We start from the raw sequence: 19236 nt of genomic DNA, 5'->3' as shown, positions 1-19236 counted from the left end.
GTTGCGCCCCTTGTGATTTGGCCGCGGGTCTTGTACCCGGCCTCCAGAAACAAAGGAAGAAACCATGTCGCGCCGTTGCGAACTGACCGGAAAAGGCCCGATGACTGGCAACAATGTCAGCCACGCCAAAAACAGAACTCGTCGCCGTTTTCTGCCCAACCTGAACGACGTTACCCTGCAGTCGGAAACTCTGGGTCGTGGCGTCAAGCTGCGCATCTCGGCAGCTGCCCTGCGCTCGGTCGACCACCGCGGTGGTCTGGACGCGTTCCTGGCCAAAGCCAAGGATGACGAGCTGTCGGCGAACGCCCTGAAAGTGAAGAAAGAAATCGCCAAGGCACAAGCCTCGGCCTAAGCGCTTTCTCACGCAAGAATTCAGCCCTGCACCCTGCGGTGTGGGGCTTTTCTTTTTGCATTCGCTGCCCCTGTGTGAATGATTGTCTCTGAAATGGTAATAAAACGCCCCGCTTCGTGACGTTGTTCACAGAACGCCTGCTGAATATCGCATATGTTTATGCATATTCATGTTGAGGGGGTTACCATGTCACTCAAAGCAAAGAATTTTCTGTTTTTACTGCCACGATCAATTGCAAAAGCCGTGATCCGCTGCACCCGGATGCAGCGCCGGGTAAACCGACTGCATACGGGGATGAATGCCGAGGCGTTCAGGCCGCCGAAAAGCTGAGCTAGGCCATACTGTCTCAGCCACTGCTTTGCGCTTGAAGCCGGTTCAGCGGGCGGCGTATATACCAAGCTGACATGACAGGCTTTTTCCGCACATTTCTGCCTTATGCGCTGTCCCTGATGGTGATCCTCACCGGGCAGGGACTGGCCGTGTCGCGGGGTATGGAGCGCGCGGTCGGGCAGATGGTTTTGTGCACCGGCAGCGGGCCGGTCGTCGTCTATATGGACGAAGACGGCCAACCGACCCGCGCACCGCAATACTGCCCTGACTATGCGCTCAACCTGCTGGGCGCGATCCATGAAGCCTCGGTTGCCGTACCTCCGGCCCCGCCGCGCGCGCTCCCCGCGCCGTCGCTCCTTTCCCAGCATCTGATTGCCGCGCCGCTGCCGCGACACCCAGCTCGTGCCCCGCCGGTTTCTGCCTGATTCCAGTTTCCAAACTCTATCAGACAGTTACCAAGGAGAGGCATAATGACCCTCAAATCCAGCCTGCTTGCAGTCCTGACTACCTTTTCGCTGACCGGTGCGGCGCTGGCTGCCGATACCATCTCGGTCGAAGACCCTTATGCACGGTCTTCGGGCAAAACCGCGAAGGCGGGTGCCGCCTTCATGATGATCCAGAATCAAGGCGATACCGATGACCGCCTGATCGGCGTGACCTCGGATGCGGCTGCCCGAGTGGAGCTGCACACTCATAAGGTTGACGAAAACGGTGTCGCCAAGATGGTGCATGTGAAGGAAGGCTTCGCCATCCCGGCGGGCGAAACCCACATGCTGAAACGCGGCGGTGATCACGTCATGTTCATGGGCCTGACAGCGCCCTTCGAACAGGGAGGGAGCGTTCCCGTCACACTGATCTTCGAAAACGCCGGAGAGATCGCGGTCGAGATCCCGGTCGATCTTGAGCGCCAGGACAAAGGCGGCCATTCGAACTAACGCCTGTCTTCAGGCTGTGGTACAGCCATCATCCATACGTCAGGCCGGGCAATGCCCGGCCTGTTGCGTCATCTGTTGACGGTTTTCATCCCCAATCGATCGCCCGCTTTTTTGAACCGTGCCGCCAGAAAGAACATCACCACCGCCGAGGTCAGCGCGAAGAAGGCAATTGCCCAACCCAACGCCACCATGCCGCTGCCGGGCCAGAAGATCAGCACCAGCCCGACGATGAGTGCGAAGATACCTGAATTACGCACCGTTGCGCGCTCGGGGTCTTGTGGATGCATTTGCGGCAGCGCCATGAACGAGCCGATCGCAACGAACAGCGCCATCGCCCCCATGAGGGTGAAGGCCAGCCAGGCCACGCCCTGTGGCCAGATCAGCAACACCAAACCGATCAGCGCGGCACCGATCCCAACGCCTCCGATCAGCCCACGCCGCCCAAAACCCAGCCAAGTCAAAGCGCCATCCAGAATCAGCAGCGCCCCTACCAATCGCAGCAATAATGAGATGCTGCTGGTCGGCCAGAACAGCGCTGCAATCCCGATCAGACCCGCGAGAATTCCACGCAGCAGAAAGGTCCACCACAGGCTGGCCAGATTGATACTTAACGTATCGCGCGCGTCGATACTGCTGTCGTCAAGGATTTCTCCGTCTTTGGGCGGTAGATCGGTCATGTCACTCACTCGGGTTTGCGTTTTCTGCACCATAGACGGGAAGACGCGCCGCTGTCTGCCCCTATCGCGTGCTGCCTCGCGCCAACAGCTCATCGACCCAGCGCGGTACTGCCTCTGAGGCTGGCCCCAGCCGGGTTTCATCAAAAATTCCGGCGGATGGCTCAAGGTTCAATTCGATCGTCCACGCGCCCACGGCCCGCGCCTCTTGTACAAACCCTGCCGCCGGATAAACCTGCCCCGAGGTGCCGATCGAGGCGAACAGCGATGCTTCCATCAGATGGTCGTAGATCTCATCCATGAAATATGGCATCTCGCCGAACCATACGACGTCGGGCCGGGCCGAGGGCTGGTGACAGGACGGGCAGGGCTCACCCACATCCATTTCGGGTGGCGAAGCCCAACGATATCCGCACGCCGCACACAAAGCCCCAGCCAAGGTGCCATGCATATGGATCACATGCGCGGCCCCTCCTGCCTCGTGCAGGCTGTCGACATTCTGGGTGACAAGGATCACCTCTCCAGGCCAGCCCTGCTGCAACCGGGCCAGCGCCTGATGCGCCGCGTTGGGCTGTGCCTTGGCGGCCTGTACTCGGCGGGCATTGTAAAACTGATGCACCAGCGACGGATTGCGGGCAAAGCCCTCGGGCGTGGCCACATCCTCGATCCGGTGCTGCGCCCACAGGCCCCCCTCATCGCGGAACGTGCCCAACCCGCTTTCGGCGGAAATCCCGGCCCCGGTCAGAATGACGATCTTTTCCATATCCGCCCCACGCGCTAAACCACTCTTATGACACACCGTATCCTTTTCGTCTGCCTGGGCAATATCTGCCGATCCCCCGCCGCCGAGGGCGCTTTTCGCGCCCGCGCCCCGCATCACCAGACCGACAGCGCCGGAACCTCGGGCTGGCATATCGGAGACCCGCCCTACGGCCCAATGCAAAAGGCCGCCCGCGCGCGTGATATCGACCTCAGCGACCTACGCGCGCGCCAGTTCGTGGCCGAGGATTTTAACCACTTCGACCTGATCATCGGAATGGACGCAGAAAACATCGCGAACATCGAAGATTTGCGCCCGGACGGCAACGACACCCCGGTCCGCCTGTTGACCGATTTCGCCCCCCATACCGGTGCCGACCATGTGCCTGACCCGTACTACACCGGGGATTTCGACGGCGCTCTGGACCTGATCGAAGAGGCCGTGGCGGGGCTGGATGCGCATGTACGGGCTCAGTGGTAGTTTTGCCTTGCGTATTCAATCAATCCAGAGCGACAGCATGTTTGAGCCCAAAACCAACGTTTATTCGGCCTCCGCAGGCTGCATCGCAATCAGCGACAGGGGTCAAACCATCTGCCCTCTTAGCGCAAACCCTTGTGCCTATGCAGATAGTCGCATTAAGTGCATGGAATAGTAATCCGATCCCCAATGGTCATTTGATGGAATGATACAAATTCCTGATGCACGCATGAGGCTGTCATCAGCACACATAAATCTCCAAGCTCCAAGAGCGACTGCCGCCCGTTAATCCAACTGAGTTAGACATATGATCACAGGCACGATTAACCAGCTGAATACCCCAAAGGTTAGTGACAAAAAATGAATGACGAGCGCGCACTGTTCCTGCACGAAGTTCTGTCACCGGAAAGACTGACGCGGGTGGTGGATGTGGGTGCCAATCCTCTTGGCGCTACCCCATATTCAACCCTCCTGAAGAACCGCATATGCGATGTCTGGGGTTTCGAACCACAGCAAGATGCATTTGCACGGCTCTCTGAAGAGGGAGGAGAAAATGAAACCTATCTTCCTTATGCGATCGGCAGAGGAGGAAGTGAGCGCCTTCATGTTTGCAAGGGAAGTGGCTTCACTTCGCTATTCGAGCCCAACCCCGACTTCATCAGAGTTATGGGAAGGTGGCCCAGGCAAATGCGGGTCGAAGAAGTTGTACCAATAACCACCCATCGGCTGGACGACCTGAAAGAGCTGCCAGAGTTCGATCTGCTGAAGATTGACGTGCAGGGCGGAGAATTGGACGTATTCAGGAATGCGCGCGAAAAACTCAAGAATGCGGTTGCTGTGATATCCGAAATCGCCATGGTTCCGCTTTACAAGGGTCAGCCACTGCTTGACTCACAAATGAGCGAGTTGTCTGCGCAGGGATTTCATTTCCACAAGTTTCTTTTTCTAAAGTCTATGGCGGTCAAGACCCGTGCCTCGTCCCGCCTGAAGATGCGCGCTATGCGCAATCAGGCCATTGATGGCGACGCCGTGTTCCTGAAAAGGTTCTTCGCACTTGAGGACATACCGACAGAAAGCTTGAAACATCTTGCGATCCTGGCGGACGCAGTGTTTCAAAGCCCCGATGTCGCACTTATGGCTCTGGAAGTGCTGGCTGATCGCGACGTTGTCAAAGAGGCTGAACTGAACGCCTACGAGGCGTTAGTAGAAGCTGAATTCAGCAGGTAAGAACAGCCTTTATTCCGGACATACTAACGCTCATCAAACGTCTTTTGGTTTGCAGGACGGATCACGCATGGCTCAAATAAAAGAGCCTGGATGCTCACTTTCCGGTTCACCCCACCACCTTCAACTGACCACCTAACCACGGCAATTGCGCAATCGCTGGATCAACGATCTGGCTGCGCATCAGACGTCGGATCATGTCGGCCACTTCCTGCGGTACCTGATCGGACCAGTCGGTCCGTGTAAACAAGGAAATGGTGCGTGCGAACTCACCGAACGGGGCAGGGTGCGCCTCCATCCCGTCGTGGAAGCGGGCGGCGCGCATATAGCCCAGCGGCGTGGTAATCGCCCAGCCGAGGCCGCGCGCAACCATCGCCATCAGCGCGAGGTGTGAGCCGATTTCGAACCGTTCCTCGAATTCCAGCTGCTGCCGGGCCAGATGGCTTTCGATCTGACGGCTGATCAACTGCTCGCGGGCATAGCGCAGAAAGGGCAGATCCTGCACTGGTTGCGCAACGCCCTTAGGCGCGACCAGAATGAACGGATCCTGCACCAGCGGATATTCGACCACGCCCTCCAGCACCTCGCCAGAATGGGCCGAGACCGCCATGTGCAGGCGCTGCGCTTCCAGCTCGGCAAACAGGTCCAGACTGGGCAGCGTGATCAGCTTGAATTTCGACCGGGTCAGACTGTCGGCCAGCAACGTCGCCAATCGCGGCGTCAGGTCGTTGTCGAAATCGTCGATCAAGCCGATGGACAGGGTGGTCAGATGCCCCAGATCCATCACCGCCAGTTCGCCTTGCGCCATCTGCAACTCGGCCAGCACTGCCTCGGCCCGCGCCAGGAAACTGCGGCCGGCCTGCGTCAGTCGCATCGGTCGCCGCCCGTGATCCACCAGATCGGTGCCCAAAGCCTTTTCCAGATTGCGCAACTGCTGGGAAACCGAGGGCTGGCTGAGCCCCGTGATCTCGGCCGCCTGCGCCACCGATCCGGTCCGCGCCAGCGCCTCGAACACTTCAAGGCCCCGCAGGGTCAGCCCTTTCATCACCATCGCACATACCTTTCGCTGCGCCATTTCTGAGGCGCAGCGGGCATCAGGTCAAGGATTGACAGGGCTCAGTTGCAGATCGCTTGCGCCATCTGGCCAAAGTTCTGATACCGATCCCACAGCGCATCATCGCGCGCGGTCTGCGACATCTTCAACTCCTGCGCCTGATGCGGGTTGGTGAACCACTTGGCGACGGTCTTCTGATCACTACGCGTCAGCGCCTGATCCGCCACGCGCTGAATACACCGGCACCGCGCCCGCGTCGCCGCTTCACGGTCTGATGCCAGACACGCCCGCTTGATCTGCGCCGCGTCCACTGTGTGGGCCACCGACGTCAGCGATGCCGCACAAAATGCGATTAAGAGGAACTGTTTCATACTCGAGCCTCGTTTTTTGCCTGCCCGGACGGGTCTTATGCCCCTCTCGGTCTGCGGCGGAGTATGAATCAAAGTGGATTCGGGATCAATTGGGTGGTTCGAAAAAGTGATTGCACGCGGCTGGGATGTCGCGTTTTCTGGCCAGACATTGTTTAAATCTCTTTCATGAGACCACTATGCTTAAGAAATACGGGCGCACTTCCATCTGCCGGAGTCTCCCGGGGCGACCAGCGATGATAAGATCATGTCCAGCGTTGATAAACTGGCTTCGGCTGATGAGGTCGTCTTCACCGAAAAACTGGACGGTGAGAATACAACGATTCATAGTCAGGGCTGCCACCCCCGCAGTATTGACGCGCGTTACCACCCGTCCCGAGATTGGATGAAGGCCTTCGCTACCGGAATTTCGCCACAGCTTGACGAAGATGAGCGCATAGTCGGTGAATATCTGTTTGCTCGCCACTCGATAGCGTACTCGGCGTTGCCGACTTATTTCCTGGGCTTCGCCTGGATCAAGGCAAAGCGCGTGCAATCGTGGGACGCGACGCTTTCACGATTTCTCGAGCTGGGGATTACTGCCGTTCCCGAACTCTATCGCGGACGGTTCTCTGTTAAGGTTGTGGCAGATGTGATCGCGGGCCTGGATCTGGATACTCAGGAGGGTTTTGTCGTTCGCACAACTGCAGCGTTTAACGAAGAAGACATGCCCACTCACCTCGCGAAATACGTGCGCGAGGGTCACGTGCAAAGTGATACGCATTGGATGAACGAGGAGTTGGTCAAAAACAGGTTGCTCTGAACGGTCAGAGGCCTCGCAATCAAAGGGTTTCGCTGGGGCTTCGTCCCACCTTGACCACAGCCCATTTCCGACGCATATCCCCAACCCATGACAGACCTCGCTCATATCCGCAATTTCTCCATCGTCGCGCATATCGACCATGGCAAATCCACCCTTGCTGACCGGCTCATCCAAGAGACCGGAACGGTTAAGGATCGCGACATGAAGGAACAGCTGCTCGACAGCATGGATATCGAGCGCGAGCGTGGCATCACCATCAAGGCCAACACGGTTCGCATCGACTATACCGCCGACAACGGCGAAGCATACGTGCTGAACCTGATCGACACCCCCGGCCACGTGGACTTTGCCTATGAGGTCAGCCGGTCCATGCGCGCGGTCGAGGGCTCACTGCTGGTCGTGGACTCGACCCAAGGGGTTGAGGCTCAGACGCTGGCGAATGTCTATCAGGCCATCGACGCCGATCATGAGATCGTGCCGGTGCTCAACAAGATCGACCTGCCCGCGTCCGATTGTGACCGCGTGGCCGAACAGATCGAGGATGTGATCGGCATCGACGCGACCGACGCCATTCAGGTCAGTGCCAAGACGGGGCAGGGCATCCACGAAACACTTGAGGCCATTGTGCAGCAGCTGCCCGCGCCGCAAGGCAACTTGGACGCGCCGCTCAAGGCGATGCTGGTGGATTCCTGGTACGACGCCTATCTCGGCGTCATCGTTCTGGTCCGCATCATGGACGGCACGCTGAAAAAGGGGATGCGGGTGAAGTTCATGTCGAACAACACCCTGCACCATGTCGACCGCGTTGGTGTCTTCCGGCCCGAGATGGAGATGGTCGACTCGCTTGGCCCCGGTGAGATCGGCTTTCTCACCGCCTCAATCAAACAGGTCCGCGACACCCGCGTCGGCGACACCATCACCAATGACCGCAACGGCACCGAAGAGGCTCTGACAGGATTCAAACCCGCGCAGCCGGTGGTGTTCTGTGGCCTCTTCCCCGTCGACAGCTCCGAATTCGAAGACCTGCGCGATGCGATCGACAAATTGGCCCTGAACGACGCCAGCTTCAGCTTTGAAATGGAAACCTCGGCAGCACTTGGCTTTGGCTTCCGCTGCGGCTTCCTCGGCCTTCTGCACCTTGAGGTCATCCGCGACCGGATCGAACGCGAATATGATATCGAGCTCATCACCACCGCGCCGTCTGTGATCTATCACGTCTACATGAAAGACGGCGAGATGATCGAGCTACACAACCCCGCCGACATGCCTGATCCTTCCAAGGTCGACCATATCGAGGAACCGCGCATCAAGGCGACCATTCTGGTGCCCGACGAATACCTCGGCGACGTGCTGAAACTCTGCCAGGACCGCCGTGGCATCCAGCTGGACCTGACATATGCGGGCACCCGCGCCATGGTCGTCTATGACCTGCCGCTGAACGAGGTCGTCTTTGACTTCTACGACCGCCTGAAATCGGTGACCAAGGGCTATGCCTCGTTCGACTACCAGATGACCGGCTATACCGAGGATAATCTGGTCAAGATGTCGGTGCTAGTGAATGACGAACCCGTTGACGCGCTATCGACCATGGTTCACCGCGACCGGGCCGAGATGCGGGGCCGTGCCATGTGCGAAAAGCTCAAGGACCTGATCCCGCGCCACATGTTCAAAATCCCGATCCAGGCCGCCATCGGAGGCAAGGTCATCGCGCGCGAGACCCTCTCGGCGCTGCGCAAGGACGTGACCGCCAAATGCTACGGAGGCGACGCCACGCGGAAACGCAAACTGCTGGACAAGCAGAAGGCGGGTAAAAAGAAGATGCGCCAGTTCGGGAAAGTGGATATCCCGCAGGAGGCGTTTATTAGCGCCTTAAAAATGGACAGCTAAAAGCTGACCATTTTTACGGCGGGTGGGCGAAAGCGGTTGGCGCAGCCAACTGCGTGCCCACAGGGTTGTATTTGATAAAGAAAGGATGGCTTTGCCCGTCCAACCCTCGTGTAACCTTAGCCTTCTCATGGCTGAGATGGTAGAGAAGTTAACTCACACCATAAAAATTCTTAGCACGCGCCAGCGTTAAGGCTCCGGAGGAGGTTCATTCCTGCCGTTTTCTCCGCCTTTGCGTGATCCAAGCCCGTCGATCTTAGTTTTAACACTTGAATCAAGATACGAATCATTGTGAGCAGATTTTGGTGGGTCAGGTAGTTCAGCCAAGATATCACGGCTTTGTTGAACAAGTCCTGAAGCTCTGGGCGCATGCTGTACAAGCTGCGATCAATATCTGCCTTCATGTTGGTTGCAACAGACCTACCATTCGCTCGAGCAGTCACAGCAATCAACAAGGAACGATGTCCGCTATCATCAGAAGCAGAGGCATTCATGGTTTCTAAGAACTCGAGCATTATGTCCGGAAGCTCGTCGCTCGAAGTCATCAGGCTTTCGCTGGCTTCAAAAAACTCTTTCGAAGACACTGCTAGAATCCTATTCGAAAGAGCACGTGCGCGTGAATATAGCATGAGCAATCCGAACGAGAGCACAATCGCGGCACCAAATGCCATCCAGCTAACAATTGAAGTAATCATTTTCTAAGCCCCCTTTCTCGCTCGACGTTCTCGCTTCTCTTTCTCTGCCTCGATCTTCGCTGCTAGCGTCTTACTGTTAAGTTTGAATTCTGACCGAATTTTGGCCATCTCTCGTCTATGGTTTAGGATCGTGGGTAACCGCAAGGCAATGAATCCTAGTAAGATCAGCCCGTAGAGTTCCCATTTCGTTAAGCCAAAGACCGTTGCAGTTTCACGAATCTCCCTAAGAAGCTCGGTTACATCCATAAATTAATCGCTCAAATCAGTTTTTCTGCCTCGATGCGACAATATCAATCGAATTTGACTAAGTGCTAGCAAAAAATCGCCAATCAGACACAACTAAATAGGAATTAATGTAACTTGGTTCAACTGATTGCTCCATTTGAGGTGGTGCATGAACCAACCCACCCGCCCGGCGGCACCGCCGGGCCGCGCCGACCCGCCCCCATGGGGCGGCGCGATTGCGCCCCGGGGCTCCGCCCGTTCGGCCCTGAAACGGTCCACGGGATCGTTTCCAAGACGGGCCTCACCCCCTCGGGCCAGCGCTGCCCTCAGTTCTGCGGATCAACTGTTGAACAACTGTACGGCGGGCTTAAGCCCGCCATTCGCCCGACCAAAACCCAACGCCTATGGCCGGATGGGTTTGATGGCGGGCTGAAGCCCGCCCTACGGGGATGGATTGGTGGGTTGAAAACCCACCCTACGTAGGATGGGTTTCTAACCCATCACTCACACTGTGACCCACCTCACAGCCCCAACCCCATCCTCCTGCTACAATTGACCCAACGGAACCCTCGGCAGGAGGCGCAGATGTCCACATCCATGATCCCCATCATCGCCCTAGGATCGGCGGGTCTCTATTCCGTGGCCATGATCGCGATGAAGTTCTGGTGGAAAATCCCCGGTATCGGCCTCAGCCTGCTGATCGTCGCAACCCTGCTGGCCGGGGCCACGCTCGAACTCGCCGCCCTGCGCGAGGAACGGCTGGGCATCATCTATACCGGCATTCTTGGGGCCGAGGTTGTTCTGATCGCCATCGCCTCATTCTTTCTGTTCGGCGAGAACTTCTCGTATCGCGAGGCGGCAGGTATCGGTCTGGTCATCCTCGGCACTGCGCTGGCCTGGGCCTGACGCAAACATTACCGCTTTATGAAGTTTCCCTTAGGTAAGTTGTAACCGGCACACCTCCGCCCAATCTGTATCCCACAGCAAGGATGTTCGCTTTTGAACTCCAAAGGGTCGCTTTCAGGAGGAGATCCCCATGACCAGATACATGACCGCCGGAGCCGCCGCTCTGGCCACGTCCCTCGCCCTCGGAACCGCAGCACTGGCCGACACCACGCCGGACCTGCGCGGCACATGGGTCGGGTCTTATACAACCGTCCAGCCCAGCCATTATTACAAGGGCGATCAGCCCCGCTTTAATCAGGCCGAATGGATGCTCGACGTCCAGATGCAGGAAGACAATGTCTTCTGGGGCCCCAGCAAGTGGCGCCGCGAGGGTGATACTGAATGGAACGAATACGAAGCCACCGGAACCATCAGCCTCGATGGGTCTGGCGCGATCGGCATCGTTGAAACATCCCCGCTGGTGATTGGCGCCAATGCGTTGATCGATGCGCGGTACGAGGACGGCAAGATCTTTGCCGATTTCCGTAGCCTGCGGAACGGAACGACCTACAGCACAGTTCTGGAACGTCAGGTGAACTGAAGCGTTTCCGGCCCGATCGGATGTTAAAGGGGGTTAATGCCGCTGAGATTTGTGACTGCGGCAGGAGTAGTAGGTACCCCGGTCAGGTCGGAGCGCTTCTCATAAACAACAGTCTCCACAGGGAGGCGACGGGCCGGGCGGCGATCTCGCCGCCCGCGACAGGGTCCAGACCCCCGCGCTTGAGAATGCGGCGTTCCTCGGCACGGGTCATCTGGATCTCGCGGACCTTCAGCGCGGCGTCGCGCGCGGTGAGGTAAGAACCGTCCGGCCCAGGTTCCATCCCCGGAATACCACGCCCCTTCGACCACCACCCGCGCAGCCCGCTGAGTGGGTGTTTGCGTCCGATGGTGTCATCATCCAGTAACTCCCAGATCCGCTGCGCCTCGTTCATCGACACCAGTGCGGCGATCGGTTTGCCATAACGAGTCAGCACGATCACTTGTCGGGGGTCTTGCGACAAGGTGGCCAGTTCGCCCAAACGGGCGCGGGCTTGAGAAATGGTCAGGCGCATGGGCGAATCTCCGGTTGTACGATTCGAAAGATTGGGGGCTTGAGTGTTGTACAACTCGGACAATACCCCCTAATTCAGCGCGCGGGACCTTCGCAGGTGCAGAAACCAAGCGAATTCTGGCCGGCGATCCATATTTGACTTTTTCCATCCCCAAGCCCGCGCGATGACGCGAATTCTCGGGTTATCCACATGGCTCTCCCGGCGGATATCAACAGCTTATCCCCGTCTAATTTTTATGCTGCAGTGCTATTTTCTTGCCGGATCATGACGCTGATGTAACAGTCTGGTTACTGCTTCTGATCTTCGGAACAGGGGCGGGACGCAAGGGCCAAGGGGGCCACAGCAACGAAGGCGGATTTTAGGATTTGTTTTTAGTTGCAATGGCTTACCGGTGGTGGAGCAAGTGGTCTGGGCTTCGGTTCGGGTTAAATGCTCAGCCTCTCAGAAGGTCCGCGCGGACTGCGACGCGACATAGCGCGTGTGGCAGTGGCCAAAGTCCCTTCGGGGGCCGAGGCAACTGGACCGGGAAGCCCCTCGGGCGGAACGGACCGGCAAGGCGTCAGGAGTGTCCGCAAGGATGCATGCAAAGACCGCGTCTGAGCACCTGACGCCTTTTCCTTTTTGAGAACCCAAGGTTCATACAGGCTACCACGCACCACCCTCCGGACCAGAACGGGGTTCTTTCGCTTGCGCAAAAGAACCCCGTCAAAGTGTCAGAAATGCAATGCCGCGTCTATGCACCTGTACCGGCACACTACTCGGGTTGGATTGGTGTGGCAACTACATATTGCGGGTAAGCGTTGCCTGAACGCAACATCCCGTCACGATCAGATGTTTTCCTGCACGTCCTCGGCCGCGTTCTGGATGGCATCTCCGGCGTTTTCGATATCTTTGCCAGCGCCCTTTGCGGTTTCACAGGCGGTCAAGGTGAACAGGGCCAGGCCAATCAGAATTGCGCGGATCATAGGTTGCTCCATAAGTGCTTGTTTCGAATTGACTAGCAGCTTTCCCGGGCCATAGCTACAGGTTTTGCATGGCCGATTTCGAAGGGCTAAAAACTAGGCTCAGGTCGCATCCTGAGCGCAAAACAGTTCGTACACCACTTCCAGTATTCGGGCTGGTCGATCATCTGCCAGCCGGTAATATATCGCCTTGCCTTCGCGACGAGGAACAACCAGCCCCTCAAGTCTGAGCCGCGACAGTTGCTGAGAAACGGCGGCTTGGCGGGCCGATAGCAATTGTTCCAGTTCAGTAACGGATTTCTCGCCCGAGACGAGGTGACACAGGATCATCAAACGCCCTTCGTGGCTTATGGCTTTCAGAAAGTTCGACGCGCGCGTTGCGTTTTCAACCATCCGGTCAAGGTCGCCGGGTGACATATCCTCGGTCATTTGCGGAAAAGCCATGATCGTATTCCCTCGTTAGTGCCGCCGAATCCCGACGCCTGACCGGCGCCGCATCCGCAGCGAGAACTCTTGGTACAATTTCCAGGCATGTATTTCCATATGCATGGATCAAAATAGCGTGATGTAACCAGCACGTTTCCGCGCAATCCGTCAACCGACCTGTAGCGGCGTGTGCATTCGGGTCGTGCAGGTAGACGGAATTCGTGGGAACGTTCGGCCCCCCTTGCAGCCCCCCTGTGGCGGCACTAAGACTCGGGTAACTACTCTTCGGGTAATGTCCCGATCCATCGCAAAACAGGCAGGTTCCGAATGTTCGATCCAGTTGACACATACATGAACACACTCGTCCCTATGGTCGTCGAACAGACCAGCCGGGGTGAGCGCGCGTACGACATCTTTTCGCGCCTTCTGAAAGAGCGGATCATTTTCATCAACGGCCCGATCCACGACGGGATGAGCCATCTGGTGGTGGCACAGTTGCTGCATCTTGAGGCGGAAAACCCGAACAAGGAAATCTCGATCTACATCAACTCTCCCGGTGGCGTGGTCACCAGTGGTTTGTCGATTTACGACACAATGCAGTATATCAAGCCGAAATGTTCCACATTGGTGATCGGTCAGGCGGCGTCGATGGGTTCGGTTCTGCTGGCCGGGGGCGAGAAGGGAATGCGCTTTTCGCTGCCTAACAGCCGGATCATGGTGCACCAGCCCAGCGGCGGTTATCAGGGCCAGGCGAGCGACATCATGATCCACGCGGCCGAGACGCAAAAGCTGAAAGATCGCCTGTATGACATCTATGTGCGCCATACCGGGCAGACCAAAAAGGCGGTTGAAAAGGCGCTGGATCGTGACAATTTCATGAGCCCGGAAGAGGCCAAGGATTGGGGCCATATCGACGAGATCGTCGAGAACCGCGCCAAGATGGATGGTGACGAGGCCTAGGTTCAAATCCGCGCGCGTCCGGCGTGAGGGATGATTTTGAGATTGTAGCTGCCAGAACGCTGGCCTAAGCTGCAGGCATATACGGCAAGCGCGGCCCTTGAGAGGGGCCGCTGAGACGGAGCCCGAGGGGTAAAGCATGGCGACGAATTCAGGCGGTGACGGCAAGAACACGCTCTATTGCAGCTTTTGCGGCAAAAGCCAGCATGAGGTGCGTAAGCTGATCGCAGGCCCGACCGTGTTCATCTGCGATGAGTGTGTCGAGCTGTGCATGGATATCATTCGCGAGGAAACCAAGGCCAGCGGTCTGAAATCCTCGGACGGTGTGCCAACACCCAAGGATATCTGCGAAGTGCTGGATGACTATGTGATCGGTCAGGCCACCGCCAAGCGGGTGCTGTCGGTTGCGGTACATAACCACTATAAGCGTCTCAATCATGCCCAGAAAGCGGGCAGCGATATAGAACTGGCAAAATCCAACATCTTGCTGATTGGCCCCACCGGCTGCGGCAAAACCCTGCTGGCGCAAACGCTGGCGCGGATTCTTGACGTGCCGTTTACGATGGCGGACGCGACCACGCTTACCGAAGCCGGTTATGTGGGTGAAGATGTTGAAAACATCATCCTCAAACTGCTGCAGGCCAGCGAATACAATGTCGAACGCGCACAGCGCGGCATCGTCTATATTGACGAGGTCGACAAGATCACCCGCAAGTCTGAAAACCCTTCGATCACCCGCGATGTATCGGGCGAGGGCGTTCAGCAGGCCCTGCTGAAACTGATGGAAGGCACCGTGGCCAGCGTTCCTCCGCAGGGTGGGCGCAAACATCCGCAGCAGGAATTCCTGCAGGTGGATACCACCAACATCCTGTTCATCTGTGGTGGCGCATTCGCCGGACTAGACAAGATCATTGCACAGCGTGGCAAAGGCTCGGCCATGGGCTTTGGTGCTGACGTGCGTGACAATGACGAGCGCGGCGTGGGCGAGATCTTCAAGGATCTGGAACCTGAAGACCTGCTGAAATTTGGCCTGATCCCCGAATTCGTCGGCCGACTGCCGGTTCTGGCGACGCTGGAAGATCTGGACGAAGACGCTTTGGTCACCATCCTGACCAGCCCGAAGAACGCTCTGGTCAAGCAATACCAGCGGTTGTTTGAGTTGGAAGATGCGGAACTGGCCTTTACCGATGATGCGCTGAAGGCGATCGCCAAGAAAGCGATCGAGCGTAAAACCGGTGCACGTGGTCTGCGTTCTATCCTGGAAGACATCCTGCTGGATACAATGTTCGAACTGCCGGGCATGAAGAACGTGACCGAAGTTGTGGTCAACGAAGAGGCTGTGACGTCGGACTCTCAGCCTTTGATCATCTACGCAGACGCGGCGGAATCGGCTTCGGCGGGTTGAACCGCATAGATTAATGCACACACGGCGCGGCAATGTCCGCGCCGTTTTCGTTTGAGGACACGATGACAGTAAGACGTATCTCTTCGGGTGGTGAGTTTGAAGCCAAGGTTGGCTATTGCCGCGCGGTTGTCGCGGGTGGTTGGGTTCATGTTGCGGGAACTGTTGGGCAAGGTGAAACGGTCGTGGAGCAATGCCGCTCGGCGCTGTCTATCATCGAAAACGCGCTGGCCGAGGCGGGTGCTTCATTCTCTGATGTCGTGCGCATCACTTATATGCTGCCGGATCGAACCGAATTTGAACCTTGCTGGCCCATTCTGGCCGAAACCTTTGGTGCGAACCCTCCTGCAGCGACGATGATCGAATGCGGATTGATCGATCCGAAATACCGGATTGAAATTGAAGTCACCGCTATCCTGCCGGAATGACGCAGGTAGCGCTGGCAGTACTGGACCTTAGCGTGCCTTTGGTCCATATCTTCTGGGACAGAAATGCCGGAGGCAGCCGATGGGAATCCTGAACAGTCTTTTGCGGGCCGTGACCTGGTGGAACGGGGCCACCCTGAACACGCAGTTCTACACTGCGCGCAAGGGGATCAAGGTCGGTGAGGACGACGAGGGCAACGTGTTCTATCGCAATGCCGACGACAGCAAGCGCTGGGTGATTTTCAATGGCGAAGCCGAGGCCAGCCGGATCGATCCCGATTGGCATGGCTGGCTGCACCGCACATGGGATGAACCGCCAACCGATAAACCTCTGGCGCACAAGTCCTGGGAAAAACCGCATCAGGAGAATCTGACCGGCACCGCGCTGGCCTATGCACCTGCCGGTTCTCTGCGTCGTGCCGATCCGGTTGAACGTAGCGATTACGAGGCGTGGAGCCCGGAATAAGCGAGGCCAGATGTCTACTCATACGAAGACCGAAGTTATCGTCGGCGGTGCCGTGCTGGCCTGCGCCATTGCGTTCGGTGTCTACGCCAGCCAATCCACAGGCTTGTCTCAATCCGGCGCAGGATACGAGCTGGGCGCGTCTTTCCGCTCGCTCGAAGGTGTGGGCGTTGGCACGGATGTACGCCTTGCCGGGGTCAAGATCGGGACAGTGACTGGCGTTACGCTAAACTCTGATACGTACCGCGCAGATACCCGATTTTCCGTGGCAGATGGTATTCTTATTCCAGACGATAGCGCCGCTGTGATTTCTTCCGAAGGCTTGCTGGGTGGCAACTTTGTTGAGGTTATGCCGGGCGGTTCCCCGTTCTATTTTGAGGCGGGTGATGAGATTACCGATACGCAAGGCGCGGTCAGCCTGATCTCGTTGCTGGTCAAATTCGTGGCCGGGGACGGAAGCGAATGATCCGCCCTGCACTGGTGGCTCTGATAGTCACCGCAACCGGAGCTGCTGCGCAGCAAAAGGTCGAATCCGGCCCTGGCGCAATGTTGCGTGGGTTGGACAAGGTCAGCGGGCAGACGGTGGACATCGAAATGCAGAACGGCGAGACCACGTCGGTCTTTGGTCTGGATGTCGCGCTGGGTGATTGTCGCTATCCAGCCGAAAACCCGACAGGTGACGCCTTTGCCTATTTGACTATCTGGGAGCAGGGCAAGGCGCAGCAGCTGTTTGATGGCTGGATGATTGCGACCTCACCCGCGCTGAACGCGTTGGATCACGCCCGCTACGATGTCTGGGTGATCCGTTGTATCACACCCTGAGGGGTCTGTTGCAGATCAGCGGTGAAATCTGCTTTCAGGTCAAGCGCTTGTTTCAATTCGCTATGATAATCCGCACGCGGGATCTCGATCGCGCCCAACGAGGCCAGATGCGCCGTCAGAAACTGCGTATCGAACAGCGTGAACCCGGTTTGGCGCAGTCGATCCACCAGATAGGCAAGTGCAATCTTCGATGCGTCCGTGCGACGCGAGAACATGCTTTCGCCAAAAAAGGCCGCGCCGAGGACTACACCGTAAACGCCGCCAATCAGTGAAGCGCCGTCCCAGACTTCGAGGGAATGCGCGCGGCCGGTCCGGTGTAGTTCCTGATACAGATGGCGCAGTTCGGGATTGATCCAGGTATCCGATCGGTCGGCGCAGCCATCCACGACGCCCGCAAAATCGCGATTGATGCTTACCGAAAACCCACAGGTCCGGATACGCCGCGCTAGGCTGCGGGAGATGTGGAACCCATCCAGTGGGAACACGCCGCGAAACTTCGGGTCGACCCAGAACAACTCGGGGTCGTCGCGATGCTCAGCCATCGGAAAAATGCCGATGGAATAGCCATGGAGCAGAAGTTCAGGGGAAAGGCTCATGCCGGGTGCCTCGGGGCCGAAGGGGGTTTGTCCTTCGGCCCTTTGGTCAGATTAGGCCATGTTCTCCGCAAGCCAGTGCTCCAGCCAGTGGATGTTGTACTCGCCGCTGTGCAGGTCAGGTTCCTGCAGCAGCGCGTGGAACAGCGGCACGGTGGTGTCGATACCGTCGACGATCAACTCGCCCAAAGCACGTTCCAGACGGGCCAAAGCTTCAGCCCGGTCACGGCCCTGAACGATCAGTTTGGCGATCAACGAGTCGTAATATGGCGGGATCGAATAGCCGTCATAGAGCGCGGAATCCATCCGCACGCCCAGACCACCTGGCGCGTGATAGGCCGTAATCTTGCCCGGGCAGGGCGAGAAGTTCGGCAGTTTTTCCGCGTTGATGCGAACCTCGATGGCGTGGCCATTGATCTCGAGATCGTCCTGACCGAACGACATGTCCTCACCAGCGGCGACGCGGATTTGTTCGCGCACCAGATCGACGCCGAAGATGCCTTCGGTCACGGGGTGTTCCACTTGTAGACGCGTGTTCATTTCGATGAAGTAGAACTCGCCATTTTCATAGAGGAACTCGATGGTGCCCGCGCCGATATAGTTGATCTTGGCGACCGCGTCGGCGCAGATCTTACCGATCTTCGCACGTTCTTCCGGGGTGATGCTTGGGCCGGGTGCTTCTTCAAACACTTTCTGGTGACGACGCTGCAGCGAACAGTCGCGTTCGCCCAAATGCACTGCCTTTCCCTTGCCATCGCCGAAGACCTGAATCTCGATATGGCGCGGGGTGGTCAGATATTTCTCGATATAAACCTCGTCATTGCCAAAGGCGGCCTTGCCCTCGGCGCGTGCGGTCATGAAGGCGCTTTCCATTTCATCGGCACTTTGCGCGACTTTCATGCCGCGACCGCCGCCGCCGGCGGTGGCCTTGATGATCACGGGATAGCCGAATTCCTCGCCGATGCGCTTGGCGTCGGCCAGCGTTGGCACACCGCCGTCCGAACCGGGAACGCAAGGTACACCCAGTTCCTTCATCGTGTCCTTGGCGGTGATCTTGTCACCCATGACACGAATATGTTCGGCGGTGGGTCCGATGAAGGTAATGCCGTGATCTTCGACGATCTGCACGAACTCGGCATTCTCGGACAGGAAGCCATAGCCGGGATGGATCGCCTGCGCGCCGGTGATTTCACAGGCCGAGATGATCGCGGGCACGGACAGATAGCTTTGCGGGCTGGGCGGGGGGCCGATGCAGACCGATTCGTCCGCCATGCGCACATGCATCGCATCGCTGTCGGCGGTGGAGTGCACGGCAACCGTCTTGATCCCCATCTCGCGCGCAGCACGGATCACACGCAGGGCGATCTCGCCTCGGTTGGCAATCAGGATTTTGTCGAACATGGGCCCGC

Annotated in this window: 26 protein-coding genes; 16 read left to right on the top strand and 10 right to left on the bottom strand. The window is 57.7% G+C overall.

Annotated elements, in window-relative coordinates:
• Positions 1 to 64: 64 nt before the first annotated feature.
• The 3 genes from rpmB to AC1DFB_RS10680 all read left to right on the top strand — a co-directional run bounded on the left by rpmB (position 65) and on the right by AC1DFB_RS10680 (position 1617).
• Positions 65 to 352: a 50S ribosomal protein L28 gene (gene rpmB / locus AC1DFB_RS10690; protein ID WP_008756960.1), complete on the top strand. Its 288-nt coding sequence runs from the start codon at positions 65 to 67 to the stop codon at positions 350 to 352.
• Positions 353 to 756: 404 nt separating this feature from the next.
• On the top strand, positions 757 to 1107 hold the full coding sequence (locus AC1DFB_RS10685; RefSeq protein WP_170733230.1) for a glycosyltransferase family protein: 351 nt from the start codon (positions 757 to 759) through the stop codon (positions 1105 to 1107).
• Positions 1108 to 1152: 45 nt separating this feature from the next.
• A complete protein-coding gene (locus AC1DFB_RS10680) occupies positions 1153 to 1617 on the top strand; it encodes a copper chaperone PCu(A)C (RefSeq protein ID WP_480921224.1) in 465 nt (154 codons plus the stop codon).
• A gap of 68 nt (positions 1618 to 1685) precedes the next feature.
• Here the strand turns inward: AC1DFB_RS10680 and AC1DFB_RS10675 are convergent, their stop codons facing one another.
• Entirely contained in the window at positions 1686 to 2294 is a 609-nt protein-coding gene (locus AC1DFB_RS10675) for an HdeD family acid-resistance protein (protein WP_480921223.1), read from the bottom strand.
• Positions 2295 to 2355: 61 nt separating this feature from the next.
• Entirely contained in the window at positions 2356 to 3054 is a 699-nt protein-coding gene (locus tag AC1DFB_RS10670; protein ID WP_480921222.1) for an NAD-dependent deacylase, read from the bottom strand.
• Positions 3055 to 3081: 27 nt separating this feature from the next.
• On the opposite strand from AC1DFB_RS10670, the gene AC1DFB_RS10665 reads away from it, so the two are divergent.
• Positions 3082 to 3531, top strand: a complete 450-nt coding sequence (locus tag AC1DFB_RS10665) for a low molecular weight protein-tyrosine-phosphatase (RefSeq protein ID WP_480592180.1) — start codon at positions 3082 to 3084, stop codon at positions 3529 to 3531.
• Between the two features lie 420 nt (positions 3532 to 3951).
• A complete protein-coding gene (locus AC1DFB_RS10660; protein ID WP_480921221.1) occupies positions 3952 to 4755 on the top strand; it encodes an FkbM family methyltransferase in 804 nt (267 codons plus the stop codon).
• 106 nt (positions 4756 to 4861) lie between these two features.
• Here AC1DFB_RS10660 and AC1DFB_RS10655 read toward each other — a convergent pair whose 3' ends face one another.
• Both AC1DFB_RS10655 and AC1DFB_RS10650 read right to left on the bottom strand, forming a co-directional pair.
• Positions 4862 to 5803: a LysR family transcriptional regulator gene (locus AC1DFB_RS10655; RefSeq protein WP_170397757.1), complete on the bottom strand. Its 942-nt coding sequence runs from the start codon at positions 5801 to 5803 to the stop codon at positions 4862 to 4864.
• 65 nt (positions 5804 to 5868) lie between these two features.
• The gene (locus tag AC1DFB_RS10650; protein WP_170404173.1) at positions 5869 to 6177 is read right to left on the bottom strand and encodes a hypothetical protein; all 309 of its coding nucleotides are present in this window, start codon (positions 6175 to 6177) and stop codon (positions 5869 to 5871) included.
• Positions 6178 to 6421: 244 nt separating this feature from the next.
• Between AC1DFB_RS10650 and AC1DFB_RS10645 the strand changes: the two genes are divergently transcribed.
• Both AC1DFB_RS10645 and lepA read left to right on the top strand, forming a co-directional pair.
• A complete protein-coding gene (locus AC1DFB_RS10645; protein WP_480921220.1) occupies positions 6422 to 6976 on the top strand; it encodes an RNA ligase family protein in 555 nt (184 codons plus the stop codon).
• A gap of 87 nt (positions 6977 to 7063) precedes the next feature.
• The gene (gene lepA, locus AC1DFB_RS10640; RefSeq protein ID WP_170397199.1) at positions 7064 to 8863 is read left to right on the top strand and encodes a translation elongation factor 4; all 1800 of its coding nucleotides are present in this window, start codon (positions 7064 to 7066) and stop codon (positions 8861 to 8863) included.
• 170 nt (positions 8864 to 9033) lie between these two features.
• Here lepA and AC1DFB_RS10635 read toward each other — a convergent pair whose 3' ends face one another.
• Entirely contained in the window at positions 9034 to 9555 is a 522-nt protein-coding gene (locus AC1DFB_RS10635) for a hypothetical protein (protein ID WP_480921219.1), read from the bottom strand.
• A 360-nt stretch (positions 9556 to 9915) separates the two neighbouring features.
• Here AC1DFB_RS10635 and AC1DFB_RS10630 point away from each other — a divergent pair, with 360 nt between their 5' ends.
• From AC1DFB_RS10630 to AC1DFB_RS10620, 3 genes are all read left to right on the top strand, one after another.
• The gene (locus AC1DFB_RS10630; protein ID WP_480921218.1) at positions 9916 to 10263 is read left to right on the top strand and encodes a hypothetical protein; all 348 of its coding nucleotides are present in this window, start codon (positions 9916 to 9918) and stop codon (positions 10261 to 10263) included.
• A 102-nt stretch (positions 10264 to 10365) separates the two neighbouring features.
• Positions 10366 to 10686, top strand: coding sequence for a hypothetical protein (locus AC1DFB_RS10625; protein WP_480921217.1), 321 nt, complete (start codon positions 10366 to 10368; stop codon positions 10684 to 10686).
• 130 nt (positions 10687 to 10816) lie between these two features.
• Positions 10817 to 11266 carry a hypothetical protein gene (locus AC1DFB_RS10620; protein ID WP_170397193.1) on the top strand — a complete coding sequence of 150 codons (450 nt, stop codon included), beginning with the start codon at positions 10817 to 10819 and terminating at the stop codon, positions 11264 to 11266.
• An 82-nt stretch (positions 11267 to 11348) separates the two neighbouring features.
• Here AC1DFB_RS10620 and AC1DFB_RS10615 read toward each other — a convergent pair whose 3' ends face one another.
• The 3 genes from AC1DFB_RS10615 to AC1DFB_RS10605 all read right to left on the bottom strand — a co-directional run bounded on the left by AC1DFB_RS10615 (position 11349) and on the right by AC1DFB_RS10605 (position 13183).
• Entirely contained in the window at positions 11349 to 11840 is a 492-nt protein-coding gene (locus AC1DFB_RS10615) for a hypothetical protein (protein ID WP_480921216.1), read from the bottom strand.
• A 764-nt stretch (positions 11841 to 12604) separates the two neighbouring features.
• Positions 12605 to 12742, bottom strand: coding sequence for an entericidin A/B family lipoprotein (locus tag AC1DFB_RS10610; RefSeq protein ID WP_010443271.1), 138 nt, complete (start codon positions 12740 to 12742; stop codon positions 12605 to 12607).
• A 99-nt stretch (positions 12743 to 12841) separates the two neighbouring features.
• Positions 12842 to 13183 carry an ArsR/SmtB family transcription factor gene (locus tag AC1DFB_RS10605; RefSeq protein ID WP_170397190.1) on the bottom strand — a complete coding sequence of 114 codons (342 nt, stop codon included), beginning with the start codon at positions 13181 to 13183 and terminating at the stop codon, positions 12842 to 12844.
• 309 nt (positions 13184 to 13492) lie between these two features.
• Between AC1DFB_RS10605 and AC1DFB_RS10600 the strand changes: the two genes are divergently transcribed.
• The 6 genes from AC1DFB_RS10600 to AC1DFB_RS10575 all read left to right on the top strand — a co-directional run bounded on the left by AC1DFB_RS10600 (position 13493) and on the right by AC1DFB_RS10575 (position 17234).
• Positions 13493 to 14125, top strand: coding sequence for an ATP-dependent Clp protease proteolytic subunit (locus AC1DFB_RS10600; RefSeq protein WP_039970058.1), 633 nt, complete (start codon positions 13493 to 13495; stop codon positions 14123 to 14125).
• 136 nt (positions 14126 to 14261) lie between these two features.
• Positions 14262 to 15527, top strand: coding sequence for an ATP-dependent Clp protease ATP-binding subunit ClpX (clpX, locus tag AC1DFB_RS10595; RefSeq protein WP_170397188.1), 1266 nt, complete (start codon positions 14262 to 14264; stop codon positions 15525 to 15527).
• A 62-nt stretch (positions 15528 to 15589) separates the two neighbouring features.
• The gene (locus tag AC1DFB_RS10590; protein ID WP_170397754.1) at positions 15590 to 15952 is read left to right on the top strand and encodes a RidA family protein; all 363 of its coding nucleotides are present in this window, start codon (positions 15590 to 15592) and stop codon (positions 15950 to 15952) included.
• 79 nt (positions 15953 to 16031) lie between these two features.
• Positions 16032 to 16415: an NADH:ubiquinone oxidoreductase subunit NDUFA12 gene (locus AC1DFB_RS10585; protein WP_010443266.1), complete on the top strand. Its 384-nt coding sequence runs from the start codon at positions 16032 to 16034 to the stop codon at positions 16413 to 16415.
• Between the two features lie 10 nt (positions 16416 to 16425).
• The gene (gene mlaD, locus AC1DFB_RS10580) at positions 16426 to 16878 is read left to right on the top strand and encodes an outer membrane lipid asymmetry maintenance protein MlaD (protein ID WP_170397186.1); all 453 of its coding nucleotides are present in this window, start codon (positions 16426 to 16428) and stop codon (positions 16876 to 16878) included.
• Positions 16875 to 17234: a DUF2155 domain-containing protein gene (locus AC1DFB_RS10575; protein WP_170424191.1), complete on the top strand. Its 360-nt coding sequence runs from the start codon at positions 16875 to 16877 to the stop codon at positions 17232 to 17234. The genes mlaD and AC1DFB_RS10575 overlap by 4 nt, the downstream gene beginning before the upstream one ends.
• Here AC1DFB_RS10575 and aat read toward each other — a convergent pair.
• Together aat and accC are read right to left on the bottom strand one after the other, a co-directional pair.
• Positions 17198 to 17830: a leucyl/phenylalanyl-tRNA--protein transferase gene (gene aat / locus AC1DFB_RS10570; protein ID WP_170397182.1), complete on the bottom strand. Its 633-nt coding sequence runs from the start codon at positions 17828 to 17830 to the stop codon at positions 17198 to 17200. The two genes, AC1DFB_RS10575 and aat, sit on opposite strands and share 37 nt — an antisense overlap.
• Positions 17831 to 17881: 51 nt before the next feature.
• On the bottom strand, positions 17882 to 19228 hold the full coding sequence (gene accC / locus AC1DFB_RS10565; RefSeq protein ID WP_170635420.1) for an acetyl-CoA carboxylase biotin carboxylase subunit: 1347 nt from the start codon (positions 19226 to 19228) through the stop codon (positions 17882 to 17884).
• Between the last annotated feature and the right edge of the window lie 8 nt (positions 19229 to 19236).

Source organism: Ruegeria sp. S84, from assembly GCF_056583445.1.
Note: the sequence above shows the minus strand (reverse complement) of the source record. Positions and strands in the feature narration are given on the sequence as shown.

What these genes read in the sequence shown, in the direction of transcription:
- rpmB (WP_008756960.1), top strand. Translation starts at nt 65, where the DNA reads ATGTCGCGCCGTTGCGAACTGACCGGAAAAGGCCCGATGACTGGCAAC.
- AC1DFB_RS10685 (WP_170733230.1), top strand. Translation starts at nt 757, where the DNA reads ATGACAGGCTTTTTCCGCACATTTCTGCCTTATGCGCTGTCCCTGATG.
- AC1DFB_RS10680 (WP_480921224.1), top strand. Translation starts at nt 1,153, where the DNA reads ATGACCCTCAAATCCAGCCTGCTTGCAGTCCTGACTACCTTTTCGCTG.
- AC1DFB_RS10675 (WP_480921223.1), bottom strand. Translation starts at nt 2,294, where the DNA reads ATGACCGATCTACCGCCCAAAGACGGAGAAATCCTTGACGACAGCAGT.
- AC1DFB_RS10670 (WP_480921222.1), bottom strand. Translation starts at nt 3,054, where the DNA reads ATGGAAAAGATCGTCATTCTGACCGGGGCCGGGATTTCCGCCGAAAGC.
- AC1DFB_RS10665 (WP_480592180.1), top strand. Translation starts at nt 3,082, where the DNA reads ATGACACACCGTATCCTTTTCGTCTGCCTGGGCAATATCTGCCGATCC.
- AC1DFB_RS10655 (WP_170397757.1), bottom strand. Translation starts at nt 5,803, where the DNA reads ATGGTGATGAAAGGGCTGACCCTGCGGGGCCTTGAAGTGTTCGAGGCG.
- AC1DFB_RS10650 (WP_170404173.1), bottom strand. Translation starts at nt 6,177, where the DNA reads ATGAAACAGTTCCTCTTAATCGCATTTTGTGCGGCATCGCTGACGTCG.
- AC1DFB_RS10645 (WP_480921220.1), top strand. Translation starts at nt 6,422, where the DNA reads ATGTCCAGCGTTGATAAACTGGCTTCGGCTGATGAGGTCGTCTTCACC.
- lepA (WP_170397199.1), top strand. Translation starts at nt 7,064, where the DNA reads ATGACAGACCTCGCTCATATCCGCAATTTCTCCATCGTCGCGCATATC.
- AC1DFB_RS10635 (WP_480921219.1), bottom strand. Translation starts at nt 9,555, where the DNA reads ATGATTACTTCAATTGTTAGCTGGATGGCATTTGGTGCCGCGATTGTG.
- AC1DFB_RS10625 (WP_480921217.1), top strand. Translation starts at nt 10,366, where the DNA reads ATGTCCACATCCATGATCCCCATCATCGCCCTAGGATCGGCGGGTCTC.
- AC1DFB_RS10620 (WP_170397193.1), top strand. Translation starts at nt 10,817, where the DNA reads ATGACCAGATACATGACCGCCGGAGCCGCCGCTCTGGCCACGTCCCTC.
- AC1DFB_RS10610 (WP_010443271.1), bottom strand. Translation starts at nt 12,742, where the DNA reads ATGATCCGCGCAATTCTGATTGGCCTGGCCCTGTTCACCTTGACCGCC.
- AC1DFB_RS10605 (WP_170397190.1), bottom strand. Translation starts at nt 13,183, where the DNA reads ATGGCTTTTCCGCAAATGACCGAGGATATGTCACCCGGCGACCTTGAC.
- AC1DFB_RS10600 (WP_039970058.1), top strand. Translation starts at nt 13,493, where the DNA reads ATGTTCGATCCAGTTGACACATACATGAACACACTCGTCCCTATGGTC.
- clpX (WP_170397188.1), top strand. Translation starts at nt 14,262, where the DNA reads ATGGCGACGAATTCAGGCGGTGACGGCAAGAACACGCTCTATTGCAGC.
- AC1DFB_RS10590 (WP_170397754.1), top strand. Translation starts at nt 15,590, where the DNA reads ATGACAGTAAGACGTATCTCTTCGGGTGGTGAGTTTGAAGCCAAGGTT.
- AC1DFB_RS10585 (WP_010443266.1), top strand. Translation starts at nt 16,032, where the DNA reads ATGGGAATCCTGAACAGTCTTTTGCGGGCCGTGACCTGGTGGAACGGG.
- mlaD (WP_170397186.1), top strand. Translation starts at nt 16,426, where the DNA reads ATGTCTACTCATACGAAGACCGAAGTTATCGTCGGCGGTGCCGTGCTG.
- AC1DFB_RS10575 (WP_170424191.1), top strand. Translation starts at nt 16,875, where the DNA reads ATGATCCGCCCTGCACTGGTGGCTCTGATAGTCACCGCAACCGGAGCT.
- aat (WP_170397182.1), bottom strand. Translation starts at nt 17,830, where the DNA reads ATGAGCCTTTCCCCTGAACTTCTGCTCCATGGCTATTCCATCGGCATT.
- accC (WP_170635420.1), bottom strand. Translation starts at nt 19,228, where the DNA reads ATGTTCGACAAAATCCTGATTGCCAACCGAGGCGAGATCGCCCTGCGT.